Source organism: Micromonospora marincola, from assembly GCF_056150385.1.
In genome coordinates this window covers 277,376-294,499 of record NZ_JAXCFT010000004.1, presented here as the reverse complement: position 1 = coordinate 294,499, position 17,124 = coordinate 277,376, and the positions used below count along the sequence as shown (strand labels likewise).

The window sequence follows — 17,124 nt, the reverse complement described above, 5'->3', positions numbered from 1 at the left end:
CCCCCCGCGCCGCGGGCGCCGGGGGGGGGGGGGGGGGGGGGGGGGGGCCGCCCCCCCCCCACTCGTCGTACGGGCGGTTTCGGTGGTCAGGCGGTCGGCACGAGGCTGATCACCACGTCACCGCCGAGCCGGCCGGGCTCCGGGTCGCGGGTCACCGCGCCGCCGTCGAGCAGCGAGGCGAGCGCGCGGTTGGCGTCGGCGGCCCGGTAGACCGTGGCGGTCGCGGCGAACCGGCGCAGCTCGGTCACCGTGCGCGGACCGGAGCGGCCCAGCTCGGCAAGCAGCTCGCGGCGCAGCGGGCCGGGCTCCGGATCGAGACTGATGTCGAGCAGCCGGCCCGCCGGGTCGGCCGGGTCGCGGTAGCGCACCCCGGCGAACTCGTCGACCGCCCAGAGCGCCTCCTTCAGCGCCTCCAGGCCCCGGTCCGAGCCGGTGCCGTAGCCGAGCAGCCGGGCCGGCGCGTCGCCGGCCGGCACCAGCTCGACCTCGGTGACGAGCGGGAAGCCGGCGGCGGTGAGCGCCGGGCGCAGCGACCGGCCCGGCTCGGTGACGAGCAGCAGCTCGGCCGGTCGACCGGACGCGACGGCGGCCAGCAGCGCCGGGTCGGGGTCGCCGCCGTCGACCACGGCGAGCAGCGGCGCGCCGCCCGCGCCCGCCGCCTTGAGCGCCACCGGCAGCCGGTCCGGCCGGCCGGACACCACGTGCACGGCGACGTCGGCCGGCAGGCCGGCCTCGACCGCGCCGATCCGCGTCGGCAGCTCCGCGTCGCCGTCGGCGAGCACCAGCACGGTCAGCCGCCGTCCGCGCAGCCGGTCGGCGAACTCGCCCACCACGCCAAGCGCCGCCTCCGCGCCGGCGGCGGCGTCCCCGGCGTACGCGAGGGCGAGCGTGGCCCGCCGCGCGCGGTGCAGCGCCGCGGGGAGCCAGTGGTCGAGCTGGCGGACGAGCAGCTCGCGCAGGACGGCGTCGGTCGACATGGTGCCGTTTCTACCGCACCGCGCGACCGGACCGGTCGGGAACCCCGGTCAGGACGGGACGGAGACGCCCACGCCGCCGCGGGTCTGTCCGCCGTAGCGCTGCCGCTCGCGGTCGAGGTCGAGCCGGCCGATCCGCTTGCGGGCGGCGAGCGTGGCGTCGTCGAGCAGGTCGGCCGGGACGATCCAGACGACCTCGAACTCCAGACCGTCGGGGTCGCGGCCGTAGAGGCTCTTGGTGGTGCCGTGGTCGGACGTGCCGACCAGGGCGCCGGCGGCGGCCAGCCGCTCGGCGGTGGCGCCCAGCTCGTCGAGCGTGTCCAGCTCCCAGGCGAGGTGGTAGAGGCCGACGGTGGCCCGGCCGGCCTGGGACGCCCCGGCCGCCGCGCCGACCTCGAACAGGCCGAGGTCGTGGTCGTTGGTGGAGTCGGGCGCCTGGAGGAAGGCGGCGCCGCGGAAGCCGTCCGGCGTCATCTCCACCCGGCGGAAGCCCAGCACGTCGCGGTAGAAGGCGACGCTGCGCTCCAGGTCACTGACGTAGAGGACGGCGTGGTTGAGGCGGTGGATTCCCATGACACCGACGGTAGCGCGATTTGGTTGAGCGTTCAACCATTGGCGCTATGATGAGCGTCATGACCAGGTGGCTGGACCCCGACGAGCAGCGGACCTGGCGGGCCTTCCTCGCCGCCTCCCGCGCGCTGATGGACACGCTCGACCGCGAGCTGCAACGCGACGCCGGCATGCCGCACGCCTACTACGAGATCCTGGTCCGGCTCTCCGAGGCCCCCGACCGGCGGCTGCGGATGAGCGAGCTGGCCGACGCCACCGGCTCCTCCCGCAGCCGGCTCTCGCACGCCGCCACTCGGCTGGAGGCCGCCGGGTGGATCCGCCGGGAGGACTGCCCCACCGACCGGCGTGGCCAGCTCGCCGTCCTCACCGACGACGGCTTCGCCACCCTGGCCGCCGCCGCCCCCGGCCACGTCGAGGGGGTACGCCGGCACCTGTTCGACGCGCTCAGCCCGGCCCAGGTCGACCAGCTCCGCCGGATCAGCGAGACGCTCGACGAACACCTGACCGGATCGGAACCAAACTGATCCACTCCGGGGCTTGTACTTACCGTCGCCGGATGAGCACGATGGGGCGTGTCCTCCGGCTTCGCTGACCTGACCGTCCAGGCGCACCACCTGGTGTCCGAAGGCGACCTCACCGGCGCGCAGCGACTGCTCGCCGACGCGCTCAGCGACGCCGATCCCCGCCCCGGCAACGCCTCCCCCGAGCTGACCGAGGCGGCCGGCCTCCAGGCCCGGCTGCTCGTCGCACTCGGCGAGCCGCACTCCGCCCGCGGCTGGGCCGCGTTCGCGTACGCGGCGGCCACCCGGCTGTTCGGGCGCTCCGACGAGCGCACCGTCACCGCCGCCGCGACGCTCGCCGCCGTGCTGCACCGCGTCGGCAGCGACGCCCGGGCCGCCCGGCTCTACTCCGACGTCATCATCGAACTGACCGCCCGCGACGGGCCGGAGTCCCAACGGGTGCTTGCCGCGCACGCCGACCTGGCCACTGTGGAATACGCGCGCGGCCAGTGCGACGTGGCCCGCGACCGACTCCAGGACGCCTGGGAGCTGCACCGCGAGGTCTACGGTGACGGGCACCCCAGCGGCATCAAGATGCTCGCCAAGCTCGGCGCGATGGAACGCGACTGCGGCAGGTACGCCGACGCGCACGAGCACCTGGCCCTCGCCGAGGACCTGTGTCGCCAGCACCTGGCCGTGGACGACCCGCTCGCCGTCCAGGTGGCCGGGCTGGCCCGGGCCGCCGCCGACCCCGACCATGTCTGCGCCGCGCCGCCCGAGCCGCCCGCCCGCGAGACGCCTGTGGTGCCCGCCGCCCGCGTCCCCCCGCCCGCCGAGGGGCCGCCCGACCTGCCGCCCTACACCCCGCCCGCGCTCGACGACCCGGTGGAGACGCCGCTCTACCAGCCAGCCGGCCGGGCCGCCGACACCGCGCACGTGCCGACGCCCCGCACCCCGCCGGAGGCCGACGGCGACCCGTACGACGACTATCCGTGGCCGCCCGACGAGCCGGTCGAGCAGCCGTGGCGGCCGGGTGAGCCGGCGGAGCAGCCGTGGCGGCCGGGTGAGCCGGCGGAGCAGCCGTGGCGGCCGGGCGAGGACGCGCTGCCGCCGACCGTGGCCGGGCTCGCCGACGACGCGCCGCCCGGCGTACGCCGGGTGCCGCCGCCACCGGAGTCGCCGTCGCGCTACCTGCCGGTGCACGTGCCCCGCCCGCCCGTCCCGCCCCGGCGCGAACGGCCCTGGCTGCCGCTGGCGGTCCTCGGCGTGGTGGTGGCGCTGCTGCTCGGCACCATCGCGGTGATCGCCGGGGTGTCCAAGGTGGACTCGCGCGACACCCCGGTCACGCCGACGACCGGGCCGTCGGCGGGCCCGTCGAGCCGGCCGCCCGCCTCCGCCCGCCCCACCGCGAGCGCGCCGCCGGCCGCCCGTCCGGGCACCCCACCGGGCCGCTTCACGCTCACCGACAGGCGCGACAGCATCGTGCTGAGCTGGACGTACCCGAACGGCGCGGAAGGCCCGGTGGTGGTCGCCGGTGGCCGCGCCGGCCAACCGCAGGGCACGTTCGCGACGCTGCCCGCCGGCACCGGCGACTACATCGCCTACGGGCTCGACCGCACCACCGACTACTGCTTCACCGTGGCGCTCGTCTGGTCCACCGACACGGTCGCCCGCGCCGGGCCGGTCTGCACGAAACGACGCCGCTGACAGTCACTCCGGGTCGACGTCGGCAAGCACCGGCAGCCGTACCGTCACCCGCAGCCCCGGCGCGGCGGCGCCGGGCGTCGCGTCCGCCAGCTCCACCGTGCCGCCGGCCCGGCGCACCAGCTCACGCACGATGGCCAGGCCGAGGCCGGCGCCGCCGGCGTCGCGGGCCCGCGCGTCATCAAGCCTGGTGAACCTGGCGAACACCCGCTCCCGGTCCGCCGCCGGGATGCCCGGCCCGTCGTCGGTCACCGTGACCAGGTGGTACGGCCCGTCCGGGCCGGAGACCGCCAGCTCCACCCCGTTCTCCGCGTGCCGCAGCGCGTTCTCGACCAGGTTGACGAGCACCCGGCGCAACTCGCCCGGATCCCCCTCGGTCCACCGCGCCCCCTCCTGCGGCGTCAGCCGCACCGGCGGGGACGGGTAGCGGGCAGCCACCCCGCGCAGCAGCTCGCCCAGCTCCACCGGACCCACGGGCGCCGGCCAGCCGTCCCCGGCGCGGCCACGACGGTCCGGCGGCGCCTGTTCGTCCAGGCGGGCCAGCAGCAGCAGGTCGTCGACCAGGCGACTCAGCCGCTCGGTGTCGGCGAGCAGGTCGTCGGCCACCGCCGGCCAGTTGGTGTCGTCGCCGAGGCGCCGGGCCACCTCCAGCTCGGTGCGCATGTTCGTCAACGGGCTGCGCAACTCGTGCGCGGCGTCGGCGACGAACGCCCGCTGCCGGTCCCGGGACGCGGCCAACCGGTCCAGCATGTCGTTGAGCGTGACCGCGAGCCGGTGGATCTCGTCCTGCCCGGCCGGCACCGGCAGCCGTTCCGCCCCGGCCCGCCCGGTGATCTCGGCGGCGCCGCTGCGCAGCTCCTCCACCGGGCGCAGGGTCGCCCCCACCACCCGCCAGGCCACCACCGCCAGCCCCGCCACCAGCAGCGGGAAGCCGACGAACAGCAGGTTGCGCACCACGTGCAGGCTGTGCCGCACGTCCGACAGCGACTTCGCGACAAGCACCGTACGCGGCTCCGCGGGCGTGCCCGCGGGCACCGTCACCACCCGCACCGGCCCGGACAGGCCGACCCGCCGCCCGTCCACCACGAGCCGCTGCCGCTCCCCCGGGCGCAACCGGTCCGGGCCGAGCATCGGCACGAGGCGGTCCGCGTCGATGGAGGCGGCCCGGATCCGGCCCTGCGCGTCGACCACCTGCACGCGCAACTGCCCGCCGGCCACCGGCAGCGGATCCGGCAGCGCGTCCTCGGCGGTGAGCAGCGCCACCGCGTCCGCGGTACGCAGCGCCTCCGCGTCGACCGAGCGTTGCAGCGTCCAGCCGAGCGCGCCGAGCAGCAGCGCGCCGCCGAGCGCGAAACCGAGCACCAGGCCGAGCACGCCGAGCGCGAGCAACCGGGCCCGCAGGCCGAGACGCGGCCACGGGCGGCTCATGTGGCCAACCGGTAGCCGGCCCCGCGCACCGTCTCCAGCCGCTCCCGGCCGATCTTGCGACGCAGGTAGCCGACGTAGACCTCCACCGCGTTCGGGGCGGTGTCCACCGAGGCGTCCCAGACGTGGTCCAGCAGCTCGGTCTTGGACACCACCTCGCCGGCACGACGCATCAGGTAGTCGAGCAGCGCGTACTCGCGGCTGGTGAGCGCCACCTCGACGTCGGCCCGGGTGACCCGCCGTCGGGCCGGGTCCAGGCGCAGGTCGCCGACCGTGAGCACGGCCGGCCGGCGGGGCGCGCCGCGCCGCAGCAGCGCCCGCAGCCGGGCCAGCAGCACCACGTACGAGAACGGCTTGGTCAGATAGTCGTCGGCGCCACAGTCCAGGCCGTCGGCCTGGTCGTACTCGCCGTCCTTGGCCGAGAGCATCAGCACCGGCAGCCAGCGCTGCTCGGCGCGCAGCCGGCGCACCACCTCGTAGCCGGAGAGGCCGGGCAGCATCACGTCGAGGATCATCGCGTCGTAGTCGCCGTGCCGGGCCGCGTCCAGCCCGGCCGGGCCGGTGGCCGCCACGTCCACCACGAAACCCTCCGCCGACAGGCCCCGGCGCAACGCCGCGGCGAGCCGCGTCTCGTCCTCCACCACCAGCAACCGCACCGGCCCAGGGTGCCACCCCCGGGTCACCCGTAGGGGATCTGCTCAGCGTCCTCACAGCGACGATCCCGCAGCATGGAACGCAGGAGGTGCACACTATGTCTGTGATGAAGAACCGCGCCGTGCTGCGCTGGCTGGTCCCGGTGACCGCGGGGGTCGCCGTGATCGGGGGCGGCGCCGCGATCGGCGCGTTCGCCGCCGGCGCCGACCCGGCCCTGCCACCGCGCAGCGCCGCCCAGCTCCTGGACGACCTGCGGACGTCCCGCCTGGACGGGCTCTCCGGCACCGTGGTGCAGCGCGCCGACCTCGGCCTGCCGCCGATCGCCGCGCTCGCCGGCCGGGCCACCGGCAACGAGCTGGCCGGCCTGGTCTCCGGCACCCACACGCTGCGGGTCTGGTACGGCGGCGAGGACCGGCAGCGGCTGGCCCTGGTCGACACGCTCGGCGAGCAGGACGTGCTGCGCAACGGCCGCGACGTCTGGACCTGGAACAGCCGGGAGAACACCGCGGTCCACCGCGAGCTGCCCGCCGACGGCAAGGACCTGGCGACCGCGCCGGCCACCCCGGCCGACGCCGCCCAGCAGGCGCTTGCCGCGATCGACCCGACCACCGCGGTGACCGTCGGCCGGACGGCCACCGTGGCCGGGCGGGACGCGTACGAGCTGGTGCTCACGCCGCGCGACAAGGCGTCGCTCGTGCACCAGGTGCGGATCGCGCTGGACGCCAAGGAGCACGTGCCGCTGCGCTTCGAGGTGCTCGCCGACGGTCAGGACGAGCCGGCCTTCGAGGTGGCGTTCACCCAGGTCGACTTCCGCACCCCGGACGCCGGCCAGTTCCGGTTCAACCCGCCGCCCGGCGTGAAGGTCACCGAGGAGTCGACCGACGCGCGCCCCGGCCCGGCCGGCCGGGCGCCCGGCGCGAAGCCCGGCAAGGCCGACGCGGAGCGGCCGGACGTGCGTACCGTCGGCACCGGCTGGACCACGGTGGTGGTCGCCGAGCTCGGCGACGCGGGCAAGGCCGGCGGCGCGAAGGCCGGCGCGGACGCGCCGGACGCGGACATGCTCGCCAAGGTGCTCGGCGATCTGCCGAAGGTGAGCGGCGACTGGGGCAGCGGCCGGCTGCTCAAGGGCAAGCTGTTCAGCGTGCTGCTTACCGACGACGGCCGGGTGGTGGCCGGGCTGGTCACGCCGGAGCGGCTCTACCAGGCCGCGAAGGGCTGAACGACGCCGGGTTCGGGGCCCGGTCGGCGCACGCCGACCGGGCCCCGAACCGTGTCCGGGCTTGGTCGAATGGCGGGCGACGCGCTATCTTTCTCAGTTCAGACACAAAAAAAGAATGGCATTTGGATGCCATTCTTTCGGCAATTTTAGTCAATGAGGAGCCGGCTTGTCAACGCACTCCGACGTGTCGGGTGAGCTGCACCAGGGCGACGAGATCGGTCGCGAGCAGGAGTACGTCTCGATGCTCTACGACCGGCTGGACGGGCTGCGCGAGCAGGCCGCCCGCCGGCTCGACGAGGAGCTGCGCCACACCGGCGGCACCCAGCAGGCCCGCTCGCAGCGCGACACCACCGTGGCGATGTACGCCGACCAGGTCGAGCAGTACTCCGCCGTCGAGTCCGGCCTGTGCTTCGGCCGCCTCGACGGCGACGATGACGCCAGCCGCTACATCGGCCGGATCGGCATCTTCGACCCCGCAGGCGACTACGACCCGCTGCTGATGGACTGGCGCGCGCCGGCCGCCCGCCCCTTCTACCTGGCCACCGCCGCCAACCCGCAGGGCGTACGCCGGCGTCGGCACCTGCGCACCCGCGACCGCAAGGTCACCGGGCTCAACGACGAGGTGCTCGACATCACCGCCGCCTCGCCCACCGCGCACGAGGAGGTCACCGGCGAGGCGTCGCTGCTCGCCGCGCTCAACGCCGGGCGCACCGGCCGGATGCGCGACATCGTCGAGACCATCCAGGTCGAGCAGGACCGGATCATCCGCGCCGACCTGCCGGGCGTCATGGTGGTGCAGGGCGGTCCGGGCACCGGCAAGACCGCTGTGGCGTTGCACCGGGCCGCGTACCTGCTCTACACCCACCGCCAGCAGCTCGCCACCCGGGGCGTGCTGCTCGTCGGCCCGAACGCCACGTTCCTGCGCTACATCTCCCAGGTGCTGCCGGCGCTCGCCGAGACCGGCGTGCTGCTGCGTACCCAGGCCGACCTCTTCCCCGGCGTGCACGCCCGGAGCGCCGAGCCGGCCACCACCGCCGCGCTCAAGGGCCGCGCCGTCTGGACCGAGGCGCTCGCCGAGGCGGTCCGGGACCGGCAGTGGGTGCCGGTCGAACCGGTCGCCATCGAGCTGCCGCAGCGGGAGGTGCTCACGCTCGACCCGGAAACCGTGCGCCAGGCCCGCGACCGGGTCCGCCGCACCGGCCGGCCGCACAACCTGGCCCGCGCGCTGTTCGACATCGAGATCGTGCACGCGCTCGCCGACCAGGTGGCCGAACGGATCGGCGCCGACCCGCTCGGCGGCGACAACCTGCTCTCCGAGGCCGACCGGGCGGAGATCCGCCGCGAGCTGCGCGAGGAGCCGGAGATCGCCGCCGCGCTGGACGAGCTGTGGCCGGTGCTCACCCCGCAGCGACTGCTCGCCGACCTGTTCGCGTCGCCGGAACGGCTCGCCACCGCCGCGCCGACGCTCACCGACGCCGAGCGGGCCGCCCTGCACCGGGAGCCAGGCGGCTGGACCCCCGCCGACGTGCCGCTGCTCGACGAGGCCGCCGAACTGCTCGGCGAGGACGAACGCGCCGCCGCCGCCCGCCGGGAACGGATCCGCACGATGGAACGCGAGTACGCCGAGGGCGTGCTGGAGATCTGGCGGGGCTCCCGCTCGATCGACGTCGAGGACGAGGCCGACGGCGGTGAGATCCTCGGCGTCACCGACCTGATCGACGCCGCCCGGCTCTCCGAACGGCAGGAGGAGTCCGACCGGCTCACCACCGCCCAGCGGGCCGCCGCGGACCGGACCTGGGCGTTCGGGCACGTGATCATCGACGAGGCGCAGGAGCTGAGCCCGATGGCCTGGCGGCTGCTGATGCGCAGGTGCCCGAGCCGGTCGATGACGATCGTCGGCGACGTGGCGCAGACCGGCGCGCTCGCCGGCACCCCGTCCTGGGGCGAGGCGCTGCGCCCGTACGTGGCGGACCGGTGGCGGCTGGAGGAGCTGACCGTCAGCTACCGCACGCCGGCCGAGATCATGGCGGTCGCCGCCGGCGTGCTCGCCGAGATCGACCCAGCGCTGCGCCCACCCCGCTCGGTACGCGCCACAGGCGTACCCCCGTGGGACCGGACCGTCCCGGCGGACCGGCTCGTCGGCGAACTTGTCGAGGCGACCGCCCGCGAGGCCGCCTCGCTCGGCGACGGGCGGCTCGGCGTGATCGTGCCGACCGGACGGGTGACCGAGTGGGGCGACGCGGTCGTGGCGGCGCTGCCGGAGGCGGCCGTGGGCGAGCAGCCGGAACTGGCGAACCGGGTGGTGGTGCTCAGCACCGAGCAGGCCAAGGGCCTGGAGTTCGACTCGGTGCTCGTGGTGGACCCGGACCGGATCGTGACCGAGTCCCCCCGCGGCCACAGCGACCTCTACGTGGCCCTGACGCGAGCCACCCAGCGCCTCGGCATCCTCCGGATGTAAGGAGGGGCCCCCGCTTAACGCATTCGGTAGAGGCGGGGCCCCTTATTAACACCACTCACCCGGGGTTGGCGCCCTCGTCGGTGACGTTGCCGACCTGGGCGCCCGGGGCCGAGGCGTCGCTCGTGGAACCGCCGGCCGGGGTGCTCATCCCACCGGTGGTGGCGTCCCCGGTGGTCGTCGGCGCCACCTTGCCCGGGTGCCGTTCCGGCTGGCGGGCCACCCGGCGCACGCTCGCCGGGCCGGCCGTGCCGCCGGTCGTGGTCACCGCGCCCTGGCCCCGGGTCGGTCCGCCGTCGCGCAGCACGGTCGGGTCGACAGGTACGTCCGCCGGGTCGTCCGGATCCAGTTCCTGCGTCATCCGCTCGACGTCGGTCTGCGGCACCGTGACCTCGTCGAGCGCGCCCTCGCCGTACACCCCGCCGGCGACCCGCTGTTCGGCCCGCCGGGCGGCGTCCTGCCGCATGTCGTCCTCACGCACGTCAACCACCTCGCAGCTTCGGTGTGGGTGTCCCTGGTGCGTGCCCGGGGTCCGTTGGCTGAAACCGGGGACACCCCGGCGCGCGCCGGAAGGAACGGCAGATTGGGGTACGGGGGGACATCTCGTACCGGGATCGCGGAATGTCCGGGTCCGCGACGGCGGCGGATACCGACGGGATCCGGCGGTTACCTTGTCTCGGGGGCGGGGTAGACGGAGGGTGCCCCCGCCACTGAGCGCGAACCGTGCCGTGGCCGACCTGCGGTAGCGGGGCGAGGGTGTGCAGGTAACGACTCATCAAATCCTGAGGAGGACCAGATGAGCACGCAGGCTGCATCCACCAGGCCGATGAACCGGCCGATGTCCGACGTCCAGAACCGGACCGGCATGCAGGAGTCGCCGACGCGTCCGATGCCGTCGATGCACGACGGTCACCGGGAGGAGATGCCCGCCCCCGGCACCGAGACGAAGCAGGCGTTCCTCACCACCGAGTTCTGGGTGTACGCCGCAGCCGCCGCGGTCGTCGTGATCGCCGCGTTCTGGAAGGGCACCACCGCCAACGGCCTGAACATCAACAACCCGAACCAGGCCTGGTGGTACCTGACCGCGCTGACCGGCGCGTACCTGGTCAGCCGGGGCCTGTCCAAGGCGGGCAGCGCGCGCCGCTCCGGCCGGGAGCGTCGGGGCCGGCACTGACCGCTCCGCATGCGAACGGCGACGCCCCCGGGATCCGTCCCGGGGGCGTCGTCGCGTGTGGTCACTCCTCGCCGAAGTCCCCGCCGCCGTCGTCGTCGCCGCCGAAGGCGTCCTCCATCAGCTCACCCGCGACCAGCCCACCGGCGACGCCGAGCGCGGCGCCCGCCACCACCCCGCCCATGCCGGGGCCGCGACGGCCGTGGTGACCCGGCGCGCCGTAGTGGCCGGGGGCGCCGTAGTGGCCCGGCGCGCCGTGGTGGGCCTGCCCGCCGAAGCCCTGGGCGCGCAGGCCGCCGTACCGGGAGGTGGTCTCCTGCAGCCAACCGTCGACCACAGGCACCCAGTCGGTGCGGGCGGCGTCGGTGTGCGGGATGGAGTATCGACCGAAGGCGTCGTGCCCGGCGGTGAGGAAACCGCCGCGCTTGTCGCACTCCAGAATCACCTCGATGCCCTGCTGGCTGGTCACGAACGTCAACTCGACCTCGTTGACGGTCTGCGCGTACTGCGGCGACGCGAAGAACTCGATCTCCTGGTAGAACGGCAGCGTCTGCGGCACCCCGTAGATGTGTCCGCGCTCCAGGTCGGCGTGCTTGAACCGGAAACCCAGCGCCTGGAACGCGTCGAGGATCCGCTCGTGGATCGGCAGCGGGTGCACCGACACCTGGTCCAGGTCGGACTTGTCGACCGCCCGGGCCACCGCGACCTCGGTACGCAGGCCCATGGTCATGCCGTGCAGACGCTGGCCGTAGACGTCGGTGACCGGGGTCTCCCACGGCACCGGCAACTGGAACGGGATGGCGAGCTGCTGCTTCGGCGCCAGCTCGAACGCGCCGCTCACCGGCATCCGGTGGAACTCCATGACGCCGGCGTACTCGCTGTCGCCGCCCTCGATCTCGACCCGGGTGACCAGGCCGACGCTGATCTGTTCGATGCGCGCCGGGGCGTCGCCGCCGACGAGGTTGACGTGCCCGTCCAGGGCCAGGCCGGGCCGGGTGTTCGGGTTGGCGAGCACCGTGTCGACGCTGGGGCCGCCCACGCCGAACGCGCTCAACATCTTCTTGAAGACCATCGTCTCTCCCGCGGGACGGCGCTCCGACATGGACCGTCGGACGCATGGTGAGGGGACCCTAACCGCCGTCGCTGAGAAGTGCCTGTGAGACAGCCGTCAGACCAGCCAACGACCACCGCGCATGAGGTCACGGCAAGCGATTTCGTTCTCCTCCCGCCATGCCTGTATCCGGCGAGGCGTCACCCGAAAGTACGCGTAGCGCGTGGTGCCGACCCGCGCGTCCCAGAGTTTCGTGGCGAACGCGTCGGCCAGCTCGCCTGGCACGGTCTCGCGCGAGAACGTCTCGACGGTGCCCTCGATGAGAACCACGTCGCGGGTCGGGCCCAGCGACATCCGCACCCGCCCAGAGGAACGTAGATTGCGCGCGGTCGGGTTGGATTCGGCTGTCGCCAAGAGGAACGTCGCGCCGTCCCAGAGGAAGGACAGCGGCACCAGATAGGGGCTCCCGTCCCGGTCTGCTGACGCGACCCATGCGTCCAGGTCCTCGTTGAGGCGGGCCAGCGTGTCCTGCTTACGTTGCTCCAGACTGCGCGGTGGTTCCGGCTTCACGTCAAGATCCTCCCTCGTGCGCTCTGCGGAGTGCTCGCGGTTCTTCCGCTCGCCAGGCGCACTGAGCAAGGATCGTTGTTGAAGCGCGCTTCACCGCAAGCGGTAGCACGTGGCCGCCGACGTCCCCTGAAGCATGCAGCAGAGATCTTGGTACGAAATGGCCCTCCCAGGGGCACTTTCCTTCCAAGATCTGCGTCTTTGGGTGCAGGGCTGCGTTTCGCGTACACCCGGCGCATTCGCTGGCGTTGGTCCCGGGGATCGACGTCGCCGGCGTCAGCGTCTCGGCCGAGGACGCCCAGTACGTACGCCGATGGGTGTTCTGCGACCGGATCATGCCGGACCGCCGACGCTGCACCGGGCGGGCCGACCACGCCGGACCGTGCACGGCCGAAGCCGAGACGCGCACGGCCGAAGCCGAGACGCGCACGGCCGACGGCGGATGGGTCAGCCGACCTCCACCACGATCAGCTCGCCGACCTGTTCGCCGAGTTCCCGGCGGGCCTCGACGGGCAGGCCGCCGTCGGTGATCAGCACGTCGGCCTCCTCAAGCGGGGCGATGGTGGCGATGCCGATGGTCTCCCACTTGGTGTGGTCGGCGAGCACCACCAGGCGGCGGGCGGCGCCGATCAGCCGGCGGTTCACCGCCGCCTCCAGCAGGTTGGGGGTGGTGAAGCCGGTGCGGCGGCTCAGTCCGTGTACGCCGAGGAAGAGCAGGTCGACGTTGAGCGCGGCGATGGCCGCCTCGGCGACCGGGCCGGTGAGCGCGTCCGACGGGGTGCGGATGCCGCCGGTGAGCACGACGGTCTGGTCGGCGCGCGGGTTCTGGTAGAGCGCGTCGGCGACCGGGATCGAGTTGGTGACCACGGTCAGTCCGCGTACCTCGGCGAGGCGGGCCGCGAGCGCGGCGGTGGTGGTGCCGGCGGAGAGCGCGACGGCCATGCCGGGTTCGACGAGCCCGGCGGCCCGCTCCACGATGGCCCGCTTCTCGGCCTGCTGCCGCGCCGACTTGGCGGCGAAGCCGGGTTCCTCGGTCGAGCTGGGGCCGGCGAGCGTCGCCCCGCCGTGCACCTTGTCGATCAGGCCGCGCTCGGCGAGCACCTCCAGGTCACGGCGGATGGTCATGTCCGACACGCCGAAGCGGCTCACCAGGTGGCTGACCCGGATGCCGCCGCGCTGGCGGATCAGCTCCAGGATGGCGCTCTGCCGTTGCTGGGCGAGCATGTGGACCTCCTCGGCGCGAGCGGCAGGTTACCGGTCAGGTGGTCGCGGGCTCGGGCACGGGTTCCTCGCGCACCACCGCCACCTCGCCCGGCGGCACCGTCAGTTCGCCGTCGCACCGGTCGCCGGTGAGCAGCTCGACGCCGGTGACCGGCAGGTGGGCCGGCGCGTCGGTGTGGTTGACCACGAACAGCCAGCTCCGGTCCGCCGACCGGCGGCGGACCACCTCGACGCCGGCCGGCGCCGGCGCCACCTGGCGTACGCCGGCCTCGGTGAGCAGCCGGGCCACAAGCTTGTCGGTGGCCGCGTCGTCGAGCCGGGTGCCGACGTACCAGGCGGCGCCCGCGCCGACGGCGTGCCGGGTCAGCGCCGGCACGCCGGGCAGGGGCCCGTCGGCGTACGCGGCAAGCACGTCGGCGCCCTCGGCGTGCAGCCACTCGGTCCACACGTCGGCGTGGGCGCCGTCGTCGAGGCGTACCGTCTCGCCGGCCCGCAGCGGGAAGAACTCCTCCGCGCGTACGCCGAGCAGGTCGCGGAACGCGCCGGGGTAGCCGCCGAGCCGGATGTGGTCGTGTTCGTCGACGATGCCGCTGAAGTAGGTGACGAGCGCGGTGCCGCCGGCTTCAACGAAGCGGCGCAGCGCGGCCGTGTCGGCGTCGCGGGTGAGGTAGAGCGTGGGCACCAGGACCAGCCGGTAGCGGGACAGGTCGGTCGACGGGTGCACCACGTCGGCGGTGACGCCGGCCCGCCACAGCGCGCCGTGCAGCGCGGCCAGCCGGTCGGTGTAGGTGACGTCGACGCTGGGGTGGGAGTCGAGTTCCGCGCCCCACCACGCCTCGTAGTCGAACAGCAGGGCGACGTCGGCGTCGACCCGGCTGCCGCGTACCTCGGCAAGCGCCCGCAGGTCGGCGCCGAGCCGGCAGACCTCGCGGAACACCTTGGTCTCCGGCCCGGCGTGCGGCACAAGCGCGGAGTGGAACTTCTCCGCGCCGGCCCGGGAGGCGCGCCACTGGAAGAAGAGCACCCCGTCGGCGCCGCGCGCCACGTGCGCCAGGCTGTTGCGGCGCATCTGGCCGGGTGTCTTGGCCACGTTGCGGGGCTGCCAGTTGACCGCGCTCGTGGAGTGCTCCATGAGCAGCCAGGGTGCGCCGCCGGCCACGCCGCGGGTGTGGTCGGCGGCGAGCGCCAAGCCGACATGTGGCTGCGGATCGGCGGCGCTGAGGTAGTGGTCGTTGGCTACCACGTCCACGTCGGACGCCCAGGAGTGGTAGTCCATGTGCTTGATGCCGATGCCGATCATGAAGTTGGTGGTGACCGGCTGGGCGACGAGCCGGGTCAGCAGCTCCCGTTCGGCGCGCAGTTGGGCGCGTTGCTCGTCGGAGGAGAACCGCAGGAAGTCGAGCTGCTGGGTCGGGTTGGCGAAGGTCGGCGCGGCGCGCGGCGGGTTCACCTCGGCCCAGTCGTGGTAGCGCTGGCTCCAGAACGCGGTGCCCCAGGCGGCGTTGAGCGCGTCCAGGTCGCCGTAGCGCTCGCGCAGCCAACGGCGGTACGCCTCGGCGCTGACGTCGCAGTAGCAGTGCACGTTGTGGCAGCCCAGCTCGTTGGAGACGTGCCAGAGCACGACCGCCGGGTGTGCGGCGTACCGCTTCGCCACGGCCTCGACGAGCGCGAGCGAGCGTTCCCGGAACACCGGCGAGCTGGGGCAGTATGCCTGCCGGCCGCCGGGCCACAGCACCGTGCCGTCGGCGCGGCGGGGAAGCGTCTCCGGGTGCCGGTGGGCCAGCCACGGCGGCGGGCTGGCGGTGGCGGTGGCCAGGTCGACGCTGATCCCGCCGTGGTGCAGCACGTCAAGTGCCCGGTCCAGCCAGCCGAACTCGTAGCGGTCGGGGGTGGGCTCCAGGAGGGCCCAGGAGAAGATGCCGACCGAGACCAGGTTGACCCCGGCGCGGCGCATCAGGTCGACGTCCTCGGCCCACACCTCCTCGGGCCACTGCTCCGGGTTGTAGTCGGCGCCGTACCAGATGCCCTCGCCGTGCCAGGTCCGCATGAGAGCTGAGGGTGCCCCCGAACGCCACCCAAGTCAACACTTCCCAACATCGACAGACGTTACAACGTTTACTATCTTTTCTCCCTGCCCAGAACACCTTTGCGCCCTATTGACAGCGCCGAATCAACGGGTAGCTTCAACCGCCACCGGCTATTTCTGTTCGGACGTGTGGATTCTCGGTGGATCTCGTCGCAGACCTCTCCACGCAGGAGGCGCAATGTCCCGTCCCCGCTCGCAAGCCGAATACCTCGCCCGGCTCGTACCCCCGTCCGTCGCCGGCCTGAACCGGCGCTCGCTGCTGGCCGGCGCGGCCGGCGCGGGCGCGCTGCTCGGCACCGGCGCGCTCGCCGGCTGCGGCGACTCCGACTCCGATTCCGGCGGCGACGCGAAGAGCGTCTCGCTCGGCTCGAACCAGTCGGACCCGAAGCCCAAGGACGTCATCGCCAAGGTGATGGACGGCTTCAAGACATCCGCCGGGGTCACCGTCAACATCAACACGGTGGACCACAACACGTTCCAGGAGAACATCAACAACTATCTCCAGGGCAAGCCGGACGACGTGTTCACCTGGTTCGCCGGCTACCGGATGCGGTTCTTCGCGTCCAAGGGCCTGGCCGGCGACCTCAGCGACGTCTGGGGCAAACTCGACGGCTACTCCGACGCGTTCAAGAAGGCGTCCACAGGCGACGACGGCAAGCAGTACTTCGTGCCGGCGTCGTACTACCCGTGGGCGGTCTTCTACCGCAAGTCGGTCTGGGCGCAGCGCGGCTACCAGGTGCCGACCACGCTTGACCAACTGACCGCGCTCGGCGCGCAGATGAAGAAGGACGGGCTGAACCCGATCGCCTTCGCCGACAAGGACGGCTGGCCGGCGATGGGCACGTTCGACATCCTCAACCTGCGGATCAACGGCTACCAGTTCCACATCGACCTGATGGCCGGCAAGGAGGCCTGGACCTCCGACAAGGTCAAGAAGGTCTTCGACACCTGGGCCGGCCTGCTCCCCCTGCACCAGCCGGACGCGCTGGGCCGCACCTGGCAGGAGGCCGCCCAGTCGTTGCAGCAGAAGAAGAGCGGCATGTATCTGCTCGGTCTCTTCGTCGGCCAGCAGTTCAGCGGCGCCGACCTGGAGGACCTGGACTTCTTCACGTTCCCCGAGATCGACTCCACGATCGGCGCGAAGGCACTTGACGCGCCGATCGACGGCTACATGATGGCCCGCAAGCCGAAGTCCAAGGACGCGGCCACCAAGCTGCTGACGTACCTGGGCTCGAAGGACGCCGCCGACATCACGGTCAAGAACGACCCGAGCACGCTCGTGGCCAACAGCGGCGCGGACATCGGCAGCTATACCGCACTCCAGAAGAAGGCCGCCGAGCTGGTCGGCTCGGCCACCGAGATCGCCCAGTTCCTCGACCGGGACACCCGGCCGGACTTCGCCTCCACCGTGATGATCCCGGCGTTGCAGCAGTTCATCAAGGACCCGAAGGACATCAGCGGGATGCTCACAAGCGTCGAGAACCAGAAGAAGTCGATCTTCACAAGCTGACGGCGGAAGGGGGAAGG

General features: G+C 73.4%; 15 protein-coding genes. 6 read left to right on the top strand and 9 right to left on the bottom strand.

From position 1 onward, the window contains the following. Positions 1-86: 86 nt before the first annotated feature. Positions 87-977 (bottom strand): hypothetical protein, encoded by an 891-nt coding sequence (locus SM450_RS12555; protein WP_474619891.1) that lies wholly within the window; start codon positions 975-977, stop codon positions 87-89. Between the two features lie 48 nt (positions 978-1,025). Continuing rightward, positions 1,026-1,547 carry a VOC family protein gene (locus SM450_RS12550; protein WP_474619890.1) on the bottom strand — a complete coding sequence of 174 codons (522 nt, stop codon included), beginning with the start codon at positions 1,545-1,547 and terminating at the stop codon, positions 1,026-1,028. 50 nt (positions 1,548-1,597) lie between these two features. Here SM450_RS12550 and SM450_RS12545 point away from each other — a divergent pair, with 50 nt between their 5' ends. Next, a complete protein-coding gene (locus SM450_RS12545; RefSeq protein WP_474620070.1) occupies positions 1,598-2,068 on the top strand; it encodes a MarR family winged helix-turn-helix transcriptional regulator in 471 nt (156 codons plus the stop codon). A 48-nt stretch (positions 2,069-2,116) separates the two neighbouring features. Further along, positions 2,117-3,751 (top strand): tetratricopeptide repeat protein, encoded by a 1,635-nt coding sequence (locus tag SM450_RS12540; protein WP_474619889.1) that lies wholly within the window; start codon positions 2,117-2,119, stop codon positions 3,749-3,751. Between the two features lie 3 nt (positions 3,752-3,754). Here the strand turns inward: SM450_RS12540 and SM450_RS12535 are convergent, their stop codons facing one another. Then, positions 3,755-5,176 (bottom strand): sensor histidine kinase, encoded by a 1,422-nt coding sequence (locus tag SM450_RS12535; RefSeq protein WP_474619888.1) that lies wholly within the window; start codon positions 5,174-5,176, stop codon positions 3,755-3,757. Continuing rightward, a complete protein-coding gene (locus SM450_RS12530) occupies positions 5,173-5,829 on the bottom strand; it encodes a response regulator transcription factor (protein WP_474619887.1) in 657 nt (218 codons plus the stop codon). The genes SM450_RS12535 and SM450_RS12530 overlap by 4 nt, the downstream gene beginning before the upstream one ends. A gap of 95 nt (positions 5,830-5,924) precedes the next feature. On the opposite strand from SM450_RS12530, the gene SM450_RS12525 reads away from it, so the two are divergent. Then, positions 5,925-7,046 (top strand): LolA family protein, encoded by a 1,122-nt coding sequence (locus SM450_RS12525; protein WP_474619886.1) that lies wholly within the window; start codon positions 5,925-5,927, stop codon positions 7,044-7,046. Between the two features lie 241 nt (positions 7,047-7,287). Beyond that, the gene (locus SM450_RS12520) at positions 7,288-9,504 is read left to right on the top strand and encodes a HelD family protein (protein ID WP_474620069.1); all 2,217 of its coding nucleotides are present in this window, start codon (positions 7,288-7,290) and stop codon (positions 9,502-9,504) included. Positions 9,505-9,559: 55 nt separating this feature from the next. Here SM450_RS12520 and SM450_RS12515 read toward each other — a convergent pair whose 3' ends face one another. Further along, positions 9,560-9,982, bottom strand: a complete 423-nt coding sequence (locus SM450_RS12515; protein ID WP_474619885.1) for a hypothetical protein — start codon at positions 9,980-9,982, stop codon at positions 9,560-9,562. A 315-nt stretch (positions 9,983-10,297) separates the two neighbouring features. Between SM450_RS12515 and SM450_RS12510 the strand changes: the two genes are divergently transcribed. Further along, the gene (locus tag SM450_RS12510) at positions 10,298-10,675 is read left to right on the top strand and encodes a hypothetical protein (protein WP_474619884.1); all 378 of its coding nucleotides are present in this window, start codon (positions 10,298-10,300) and stop codon (positions 10,673-10,675) included. Positions 10,676-10,736: 61 nt separating this feature from the next. Here the strand turns inward: SM450_RS12510 and SM450_RS12505 are convergent, their stop codons facing one another. From SM450_RS12505 to SM450_RS12490, 4 genes are all read right to left on the bottom strand, one after another. Beyond that, positions 10,737-11,744 (bottom strand): sporulation protein, encoded by a 1,008-nt coding sequence (locus tag SM450_RS12505; RefSeq protein ID WP_474619883.1) that lies wholly within the window; start codon positions 11,742-11,744, stop codon positions 10,737-10,739. 96 nt (positions 11,745-11,840) lie between these two features. Next, positions 11,841-12,293, bottom strand: coding sequence for a pyridoxamine 5'-phosphate oxidase family protein (locus tag SM450_RS12500; protein WP_474619882.1), 453 nt, complete (start codon positions 12,291-12,293; stop codon positions 11,841-11,843). Between the two features lie 444 nt (positions 12,294-12,737). Then, on the bottom strand, positions 12,738-13,514 hold the full coding sequence (locus tag SM450_RS12495) for a DeoR/GlpR family DNA-binding transcription regulator (RefSeq protein WP_474619881.1): 777 nt from the start codon (positions 13,512-13,514) through the stop codon (positions 12,738-12,740). Positions 13,515-13,548: 34 nt separating this feature from the next. Continuing rightward, positions 13,549-15,558 carry a beta-galactosidase gene (locus tag SM450_RS12490; protein ID WP_474619880.1) on the bottom strand — a complete coding sequence of 670 codons (2,010 nt, stop codon included), beginning with the start codon at positions 15,556-15,558 and terminating at the stop codon, positions 13,549-13,551. Positions 15,559-15,775: 217 nt separating this feature from the next. On the opposite strand from SM450_RS12490, the gene SM450_RS12485 reads away from it, so the two are divergent. Beyond that, positions 15,776-17,107 (top strand): ABC transporter substrate-binding protein, encoded by a 1,332-nt coding sequence (locus tag SM450_RS12485; protein ID WP_474619879.1) that lies wholly within the window; start codon positions 15,776-15,778, stop codon positions 17,105-17,107. Positions 17,108-17,124: the final 17 nt, after the last annotated feature.